The sequence below is a fragment of the Bradyrhizobium sp. genome, assembly GCF_049798375.1.
GTDB lineage: Bacteria > Pseudomonadota > Alphaproteobacteria > Rhizobiales > Xanthobacteraceae > Bradyrhizobium.
Genome location: NZ_JBARGP010000535.1, coordinates 1 through 8,382, shown reverse-complemented (window position 1 = coordinate 8,382; position 8,382 = coordinate 1). Strand labels below are relative to the sequence as shown.

Annotated in this window: 9 protein-coding genes and 1 pseudogene; 4 read left to right on the top strand and 6 right to left on the bottom strand. The window is 63.6% G+C overall.

Translation table 11 applies throughout. The features are described 5' to 3' along the window. The 3 genes and pseudogenes from WA702_RS21690 to WA702_RS21680 all read right to left on the bottom strand — a co-directional run. The coding region (locus WA702_RS21690) for an alpha/beta fold hydrolase (protein ID WP_425112600.1) at nt 1–244 on the bottom strand (244 nt) is incomplete at its 3' end. Nucleotides 245–595: 351 nt separating this feature from the next. Continuing rightward, the gene (locus WA702_RS21685; protein WP_425112602.1) at nt 596–1,087 is read right to left on the bottom strand and encodes an MHYT domain-containing protein; all 492 of its coding nucleotides are present in this window, start codon (nt 1,085–1,087) and stop codon (nt 596–598) included. 54 nt (nt 1,088–1,141) lie between these two features. Then, nucleotides 1,142–1,243: pseudogene (locus tag WA702_RS21680) on the bottom strand (MHYT domain-containing protein); the annotation flags it as partial. Nucleotides 1,244–1,707: 464 nt separating this feature from the next. On the opposite strand from WA702_RS21680, the gene WA702_RS21675 reads away from it, so the two are divergent. Next, the gene (locus WA702_RS21675; protein WP_425112599.1) at nt 1,708–2,127 is read left to right on the top strand and encodes an NUDIX hydrolase; all 420 of its coding nucleotides are present in this window, start codon (nt 1,708–1,710) and stop codon (nt 2,125–2,127) included. A 69-nt stretch (nt 2,128–2,196) separates the two neighbouring features. On the opposite strand, the gene WA702_RS21670 is transcribed toward WA702_RS21675, so the two are convergent. Then, nucleotides 2,197–3,210 (bottom strand): formamidase, encoded by a 1,014-nt coding sequence (locus WA702_RS21670; RefSeq protein ID WP_425112598.1) that lies wholly within the window; start codon nt 3,208–3,210, stop codon nt 2,197–2,199. Between the two features lie 713 nt (nt 3,211–3,923). Between WA702_RS21670 and WA702_RS21665 the strand changes: the two genes are divergently transcribed. After that, nucleotides 3,924–4,859, top strand: a complete 936-nt coding sequence (locus WA702_RS21665) for an NADP-dependent oxidoreductase (protein WP_425112597.1) — start codon at nt 3,924–3,926, stop codon at nt 4,857–4,859. Nucleotides 4,860–4,894: 35 nt separating this feature from the next. On the opposite strand, the gene metB is transcribed toward WA702_RS21665, so the two are convergent. Together metB and WA702_RS21655 are read right to left on the bottom strand one after the other, a co-directional pair. Then, a complete protein-coding gene (metB, locus tag WA702_RS21660; protein WP_425112596.1) occupies nt 4,895–6,055 on the bottom strand; it encodes a cystathionine gamma-synthase in 1,161 nt (386 codons plus the stop codon). A gap of 60 nt (nt 6,056–6,115) precedes the next feature. Next, the gene (locus tag WA702_RS21655; protein ID WP_425112595.1) at nt 6,116–6,523 is read right to left on the bottom strand and encodes a PAS domain S-box protein; all 408 of its coding nucleotides are present in this window, start codon (nt 6,521–6,523) and stop codon (nt 6,116–6,118) included. Between the two features lie 273 nt (nt 6,524–6,796). Here WA702_RS21655 and WA702_RS21650 point away from each other — a divergent pair, with 273 nt between their 5' ends. Beyond that, nucleotides 6,797–7,474, top strand: a complete 678-nt coding sequence (locus WA702_RS21650) for a GNAT family N-acetyltransferase (RefSeq protein ID WP_425112594.1) — start codon at nt 6,797–6,799, stop codon at nt 7,472–7,474. Between the two features lie 798 nt (nt 7,475–8,272). Next, the coding region (locus WA702_RS21645; RefSeq protein WP_425112601.1) for a thiamine pyrophosphate-binding protein at nt 8,273–8,382 on the top strand (110 nt) is incomplete at its 3' end.

The window sequence follows — 8,382 nt, the reverse complement described above, 5'->3', positions numbered from 1 at the left end:
CCAGAGCAGCAGCCAACGCTGCGAAATCCGGCGCGGGATAGCCGGTGAAATGCGTCGAACAACCCGTGTCGCGATTGTCGAAGCGGATCACGCGATAACCGCGCGCGGTCAAAGCTTCGCAAAATGCAACCGTCCAGCGGATCATTTGCGTCCCGAGCCCGGCGATCAAAAGGATCACCTCGTCGCGGTCATCACCGAAACTGTCGTAGCTTAGCGTGATGCCATTGGTTTCTACGGTGGCCATTTTTGCTTTCGTTTTGCGTGAGACGAGAGCCGGCAGCTCTGGTCAACGTGGCGGCAGCAAAGCTGGCATTCAAAGGAAATGCAGGGCTTCAATGAGCCATCGAGAGTCAGGCAATTTAATACCCGGATAAAAATGTGGAGTCAATATCATCCGGATATAAAACGCGCTCCGCCGCAGCCATCCGCCTCGATCCAGCGAGCCGGATGATGTTCTCAAGTCCACTTCAGGGCGCCCGCCGTCGACGCGAAGGCCGGCGCTGTTGCGACGTTTCGTTGGTCGGCCGTTCTTTTGCGGGATTTCTGATCGGCGCCCAACGCGAGTTTTGCCGCGCCTGACCGAACCAGCAGAGCGTTACCGTGAGCGGATCGCACTTTCTTCAGGAAGACGCACCGGATCGTTTGCTCGCATCGAGTACATTCCGTAGCGCAAGCACTCACGCGCTTTTCGGCCGAAACGCAACGACCGACCCGGTTTGCTCTTGTTCGCGCATCGCGGCCTCGATCGCCTGGTAAGGCGAAAGGCGAGCCAGAGCGCCACGACCGAGGCGCTGACCGCGATCACGATCGAGAGCACGACCCATGCCGGATCGGACTCGATGAAGGCCGCCATCCGCATCGCCGCCATGCCGGTATAGTGCATGCCGGCGATGCCAAGTCCCATCGCCAAGCCCGATGCGAGCAGCGCCTGCGGGCGCCGTCCAACAACGGCAGAAGCGGCAGCGGCGACAACAACGGGGACGATAAGCGAGAGCAGCGTCAGGAACGGATCGTACGAGATCGCGGTTCCGGGCATGCTGAAGGCCAGCATCCCGACAAAATGCATCGACCAGATGCCACCGCCCATCGCGATCGCGGCGGCGACAAGCCAGGCCCGGCGGGACCTCCCCGAAGCGGCTCGCATCCGGGTCGCGAGGTTCAAGGCCGTATAAGAAGCGAGCGCCGCGATCAGGATCGATAGCGCGACCAGAACGGGGTCATGAAAGGCCGCATGGTGATGCATGTTCGGCCCATGCTAGTCGAATTCGCAGTCGCGTTTGCGCGAATGAGTCCCCCTTCGACGCTGCCGAAATCACCGTCCGCACCAAGATTGGTTTCGCCACACGCGACATGTCCACGTCGGCTGCAGCATTCGCACCCATCGTTTAGTGCAAACGAGTCGGTTGAGACGAGCGCCAGCCACAATCGTGCGCCGCAAAGATGGCGGCAAATCGACCGATCGCCTTGGCAGCGCTCGCACAACCTGCGGGATTGCATGAACACGTTGCGCGCTCACGCGCCCGTAAGGCGGGCACATTCAGCTTGTTTGGCAATGGCGAGGCTCCTATTGATGGGAGGAGCGCTTCGCTCGCTCGCGGCAACGTTGACCTCGCAGGCTGGTTCGGTCGTGCGGACCGTCCGTCCAGGCTGGCGCGATAGGAACGAACCCGAGACGCGCCCGTTCACGAACGCACAGATGGGGCCGCCATGAAGGGCAAGCAGATCGCCGCACTTCCGTTCAGGACGAAGTCGGCCAAGCTGCGTATTCTCCTGATCACGACCCGCGGCAAGCGGCGCTGGTCGGTGCCGAAGGGCTGGCCGATGCGTCGCAAGCAGCCGCACCGCGCGGCGGCTGTCGAAGCCTATGAAGAGGCCGGGCTGCTCGGTCGCATCAGCGCCAAGGCGATCGGCCGCTTCAAGCACAGCAAGGGCAAGGGCAAGCACAAGCGGGTGCTCGACGTGACGCTGTTTCCCCTCAAGGTGAAGAAGCGGCACAAGCACTGGCCCGAACGCGGACAACGGCGCGCGGTCTGGCTGCGCCCTTCCGAAGCCGCACGCCGGGTCGATCGGCCCGAGCTGCGGCGCTTGATCCGGCGCTTCGCCCGCGAGCAGGCCACCCGGCACTGATCGTCCGCGTCTCGGCGACGTAGGCAGTCGCGGGGCGCATCACCGTCCCAGCGACGCAGCTCGCCAGCGCTACTCCGCCGCTCTGTCCATCTTTCCGAACATCCGTGTCGGCGCCGGGAAGCCGCAGGAGGTGCCGTCGGTGATCTTGACCTGGTCCTCCCACGGCAGGCGGAAGTGGCCTGCGACCATGTCCTGCATGAAGGTGTAGGGACAATCCATCGCGCCGCCCTTCACCGCGACGAAGCCGCGGTGCCAGAGCTGATAGATGTTGTTCTCGACGCCCCAATTGATGCGCGCCTCGCGCACCAGATCGGGCCGCACCTCGGCGGTGATGATCTCGTCCGCCCGGCCGGAGGTGCCGTGCGCGATAACCGTGCCGTCGAAATTGACGATCATGCCCTCGCCCATGGAATCGAACGAGCCGTCGGAGCCGCACATGCAGACATTGGCGGTGATCATGAGATTCTGAAAGGCGTTGGCCTGGTTCGTGAAACGCCAGCTGTCGCGGATCGGCGCGGTGTAGCCGGCGGTGCGGATCATGATCTCCGCGCCCTTGTAGGCGCATTCGCGCGCCATCTCCGGGAACATGCCGTCATGGCAGATGATGAGCGCAAGCTTGGCGCCCTTCGGGCCATCGATCACGGGAATGCCGATATTGCCGGGCTCCCACGGCTCGACCGGAATCCAGGGATGGAATTTGCGGTAGTACAGCTTGATCTCGCCGTGGTCGTCGATGATGAGGCCGGAATTATAGGGATTGCCGTGTGGGTTGAACTCGATGATCGAGAAGCAGCCCCAGATCCTGTTGTTAATGCAGGCCTGCTTGAAGGCCGCGACTTCGGGACCGTCGAGGCTGCACATGATCTCGGGATTGGTGTCCATCGACAGGCCGTGCAGCGAATATTCAGGAAACACCACGAGATCCATGGTGGCAAGGTTGCGCCGCGCCTTGCCGACCATCCAGACGATCTTCTCGGTCTGGCGCTTGAGGTCGGCCTTGGTCGCGACCACAGGCAGTTGCAGTTGGACCAGCCCGATGACGACGCCTTCAGGCGATTTGTTCAATCCGCCGAGTCCATTCATGTGATCCTCCCTGATGCTCGGAATCAGCTTCAGACAACCACGTTTTGGCCGGCGTGACGCGCGGATATTTCAGCCCGCTTTTGCCTGGGGATCAGGCAGTCGCCGCTCGGACAAGCGACCTTTCTTGATTTAGCAACCGATCCGCCCGCTGCACGCCCGCGCGGAGGTGACCGTGCTTGCGGACGCACTCGGCGCACCGGTGGCGAAATCGCTGCTGGGCAAGGCGGTGCTATCAGACGATTGCCGCTGACCACCGGCGAACGCTATGTTCAGACAGTCAAGGCGGTAAAGCCCGGCAAGCTCGGTCGCGGCGAATGGGACGGAAGTCGACGCCGTCATGGCGGAAGCGAAGCGACAGGCCGTGCCGTCTGAGCTTTTGCCTTGGCGTATCGAAATAGGTCGACATAGATGACGCCGCGAACTGCGGCCGGTGTCATGGCGACCCAGCCACCGTGAAACGTCGCTTCCATCCCGGCTCGCCGGAATCCTGAGCTTCAGCTCGGTCTCAAGGCCCATCGCCGTGTCCGTTTGCTGGTGGCTTGTCGTCGGCCTCGCTGTGAGCGCCCGTGTCCCACGCGGAGGCGTACACCTGACATTCATCCAAACGATGCCGGAGATCACACGTTCCGTGCCGGACAGAAGGTTCCCGCCGGCCGTCGATCACAGGAACAGCCGCCCTCGACGGCCATTGAGGTCACAGGAGGATGATGCTCATGAATTCTATCCGCAGAATACGCTTCCATCGCTTTGGCGATGCGGATGTCATGCAATCCGACGTCGTCGAGCCGTCGGGGCCCGATGCCGGCCAGATTCTGGTCGCCGTGCGGGCCGCGAGCGTCAACCCGGTCGACTACAAGATCCGTACCGGCAAATATCCGGCGGTGAAGAACGACCGCCTGCCCTATTCGCCGGGGCGCGATGTCTCCGGCACCGTTGTGAGCTGCGGCGCGCAGGCAACGCGCTTCAAGCCCGGCGACGAGGTGTTCGGCATTGTCGACATCCATGGCGGCGGCTATTCGGAACAGGTGGTGCTGGACGAGCGCGCGGTCGCGCCGAAGCCCGCCACGCTCGACCATGTTCATGCCGCGGCCATCCCGCTTGCCGGCCAGACCGCGTGGCAGGGCCTGTTTCGTCATGGCGGCCTGCAGGCCGGCCAATCGGTGTTGATCCATGGTGGCTCCGGCGGCGTCGGCCATTTTGCGGTTCAGTTCGCCAAGGCCAGAGGCGCGCGCGTGCTGACCACGGTCTCATCAGACAATGTCGGATTCGCCCGCTCGCTGGGCGCCGACGAGGTCATCGACTACAAGACACAACGCTTCGAGGATGTCGCCTCAGAGCTCGACATGGTGTTCGATCTGATCGACGGCGAAACGCGCGAACGATCCTGGCCGCTGCTGAAAAAGGGCGGCAACCTGGTGTCGACCCTGACGGCGCCGTCGCAGGACAAGGCCAGGCAGCACGGGGTGCGCGCCACCCGCTATACCGTCGAGGCTGACGGCACGGAGCTGGCCGAGATCGCCGCCTTGGTTCGCGATGGCGCCGTGCGGCCGCATCTGCAGCGGAGCTTCCCGCTGGCTTCAGCGGCCGAAGCGATGGCGGCGGTCGAGACGGGTCACACCGTGGGCAAGATCGTGCTCACCGTGACGTGAGCGCTGCCATCCCGCGCGAAGCAACGAGCCGCAGTTTAATCTGCGGCCGCCGCGAGGGCCGCCCTGAGATCCGCGATCAGGTCGGCCTCTCCCTCCAGACCAACCGAGAGCCGCAACAGCCCTTCGGTAATGCCTGCGGCCTCGCGCGCCTCGGGACCCATTCCCGCATGTGTCATCGTCGCGGGATGCGCGATCAGCGTTTCGACGCCGCCGAGGGAATCAGCAAGGGTCACGAGTTGAAGCGCTGCCACGAAGCGCCTGACAGCGTTGACCCCACCGGCCAAGTCGAAGCTCAGCATGGCGCCGAATCCGGCCTGCTGCGTCCGGGCGATCGCATGTCCGGGATGCGAAGCAAGGCCGGGATAGTGGACCGCCCGCACGCGCGGATCTGCGTGTAGCAATGCGACGATGGAAGCGGCGGTCACCTGCTGGCGTTCGATCCGCGCGAACAATGTGCGCAGGCCGCGCAAAGTCAAATAAGCGTCGAATGGCGCGCCCTTGACGCCGGTAAGGTTGGCCCATTCGGACAATGCATCTAGCTCGGCCCGGTCGGCGCCGACGACGACGCCACCGATCACGTCGGAATGTCCGTTGAGATATTTGGTGGTGGAATGGATGACGTAGTCGGCGCCCAGCGCCAGCGGACGCTGCAGCGCCGGCGACAGGAACGTGTTGTCCACCGCGGTCTTGGCGCCGACAGCCTTGGCGCGCTGGGCGATGGCGCGGATATCCACCACGCGCATCAACGGATTGCTCGGCGTCTCGATCAGGATCAGCGCCGGCTTCCTGGCGCAGGCCGCGGACAGTGCGCTCTCGTCACCTTGGTCGATGAACAGCACATCAAAATGCCCGCGGTCGCGCCGCGCCCCGAGCAGCCGATAGGTGCCGCCATAGCAATCATGCGGAGCGACCACGAGATCGCCGGGCTTCAGTTGCGACAGCACCAGATCGACCGCGGCCATCCCCGATGCCACCACGATGGCACCGGCACCGCCTTCGAGCTTGGCGATGGTATCGCCGAGCAGGTCGCGACTCGGATTACCGGCGCGGCCATACTCATAAGCGCGCGGCTGCGCAAAGCCCGCAAAGGCGAAGGTGGTGGAGAGATGGATCGGGGGCACCACCGCGGCGTAGGCGGCATCCGCGGCGATGCCGTTTGCGGCGGCAATGGTCTCAGGTGTCTTGATATTCGACATCGATTCTCCTCCCAGATAGGGAAGCACGCTGCGGCTAACTGTGGCGGCGCGTCGCGCGTATCAAGCGGACCGCGCGGCGCGCTCGCGTTCGACGCGTTCGGTCACATCGCGTGCCACCGCGACGGAGCCGAGCACGTCATCCGACGCGCCAGAATCGACGATTGCAAATGTCAGCTCGACATACAGCCTGCGTCCGCTCTTGTGCACGGCACGGGTCAGCGTCGGACGGCCCTGAAGCTTCATGACGCCGCTGGTCATGGCAGCCTCGAAGCCGCGCCAATGCGCGGCCCGCAAATGCTCCGGAATGATCAGGTCGAGGTTTTGGCCGAGCGCCTCTTCCGCCGAAAATCCGAACAACGCGGCGGCGGCCCGGTTCCAGCGCGTGATCGTGCCGGTGCGATCGGCATAGATCATCGCATCAGCCATCTGATCGAGAATTCGTTCCGCTAATCCTGCATGCTCGTCCATGACACTCCTCGTTCGGTGGAACCCAACCTTCCCGGCATAGCCGATGCGCAGCACGATAGCATGCTGGTAACTCGTTTTGCCCCGCCGTGAAAGCGGTGCAGGAGCATTCAATCCGCCGTCAGCCGTCACGCCCCGGGGACCGCGTGACACGTTCATTTGATAACATGTTAATTGTCATATAATTATAGAGTCGCATCGCGCGCGACGGGATCACCAGAGACCCGCCGTGATGCGGTCACAACGATGGAAGCGATATCCGGGAAGCCGACCGCCATGAATCATCAGCTTGATCGCCCGATCTGGAACGCGTTGGCCACGCGGCAGGCCGCGTGCGCGCAGATCGCGGGCGGACTACGCCGCTTCGATCCCGCTTTCGGTCCGTTTGGCGCGAGCGAAGACGGCACCGCGGAAAGCCTCGCCGGGCTTGCCGCGCTCGTGCCCGAGGGTGGGCATGTCGCTTTGCTGTTGGATGAGCAGGTTGCACCACCGCCCGGCCTCGTGCTCCGCCAGATGGCCCGCGTCGTGCAAATGATCGCCGAGCAGATCGAGAGTCCGCCTGCCAGCGTGGATTTCCAGGAGCTGACGGCCGCTGACGCGCCCGAGATGCGGGCACTCGCCGGCCTGACCAAGCCCGGGCCCTTCGCCGAGCGGACCCACGAGCTCGGTCGTTTCGTCGGCGTCCGCCATGATGGGCGGCTGATTGCGATGGCCGGCGAGCGAATGAAGCCGAAAGGCTTCACCGAAATCAGCGGCGTCTGCACCCATCCCGACTATCGCGGGTGCGGCCATGCGGCGGTATTGATGCGCGAGGTGGCGCGCAACATCGTCGCGCGTGGCGAGACGCCGTTCCTGCACGCCTTTGCCGACAACACCAACGCGATCGCGCTCTACGAACGGCTCGGATTTGTCATTCGCTGGCAGCCGATGCTGATGGTGTTCGGACGCGCCTGAGCCACTCGGCAGCATGATGAGTCGCATTCGGCGCTGACCGGGCGTCCTGGATGCCCCGCCCCGAACCTTCGTTTCGGCAGGGAAGTTTGCGCCAAACGGTCGAATTCGCCCGCGCGTTCAGTGCGATGACGCATGTAAAGGCCCTGCGCAAAAAATATTCTACTTTCTTTTTTTCGGAAATCATGGTTGTATCGGCCCATCCCGCCTCACCGAAGAGGGGCGTTTCGCGATCGTCACGAGCGTGGAGGCGGGGAGCGGTGGCCGCACGATGTCGCAGCATTCTTTCCGAATGCAGACGAACGATCGTCGTGCGGACGGCCAAGCTGCGTGGTCCCGATACCTCGACGCTGGTATCCGTGCGCAACGCGTTCACGCATTGTCGCACATACGGTGGCCAAAAAGCCCGACGCACCGGGGAGAGCGCAGAGTAAGCCGTTCCAACCACTGCGCGGGGAAGGCCGGTTATTGGCTGAACCTGTGGTTCTGCCGCGTGCTTTTTTGCTGCACGCGGACCATGGGTATCAGCAGATACCCGGTCTTCCCTGCGCCCTCTCAATCGGAGGGTCTCGCTCGCAATACCTCGGACGCTGATCGCGCCGCGAGAACGCGCAAACGCGCCGTCGCGCGCAGCGGCGAGATCAGCATCGTGCGGAAACGAAAAGACAAGGTTGCTTCGCTTCGCTCGCGACGGCGATGGTGCCATGGTCATGAGGCATGGCAGCTCGCCGCATTTTGACTTTGGTTATGTCGGCGAAGCGCGCCACCATCGCGTCCGACATAATGCGAAAGGTGATGACAATGAACGGTGCTGACCTGCTGGTCGCGGCCCTGGAGAACGAAGGCGTCAGGCGGATCTTCGGCGTGCCCGGCGAGGAAAATCTCGACGTGGTCGAGGCGCTCAGGCGCTC

Excerpts from the sequence above, each read along its gene's own strand:
- WA702_RS21685 (WP_425112602.1), bottom strand. The coding sequence starts at position 1,087 with ATGGGCGGTGGCATCTGGTCGATGCATTTTGTCGGGATGCTGGCCTTC.
- WA702_RS21675 (WP_425112599.1), top strand. The coding sequence starts at position 1,708 with ATGAAGGGCAAGCAGATCGCCGCACTTCCGTTCAGGACGAAGTCGGCC.
- WA702_RS21670 (WP_425112598.1), bottom strand. The coding sequence starts at position 3,210 with ATGAATGGACTCGGCGGATTGAACAAATCGCCTGAAGGCGTCGTCATC.
- WA702_RS21665 (WP_425112597.1), top strand. The coding sequence starts at position 3,924 with ATGAATTCTATCCGCAGAATACGCTTCCATCGCTTTGGCGATGCGGAT.
- metB (WP_425112596.1), bottom strand. The coding sequence starts at position 6,055 with ATGTCGAATATCAAGACACCTGAGACCATTGCCGCCGCAAACGGCATC.
- WA702_RS21655 (WP_425112595.1), bottom strand. The coding sequence starts at position 6,523 with ATGGACGAGCATGCAGGATTAGCGGAACGAATTCTCGATCAGATGGCT.
- WA702_RS21650 (WP_425112594.1), top strand. The coding sequence starts at position 6,797 with ATGAATCATCAGCTTGATCGCCCGATCTGGAACGCGTTGGCCACGCGG.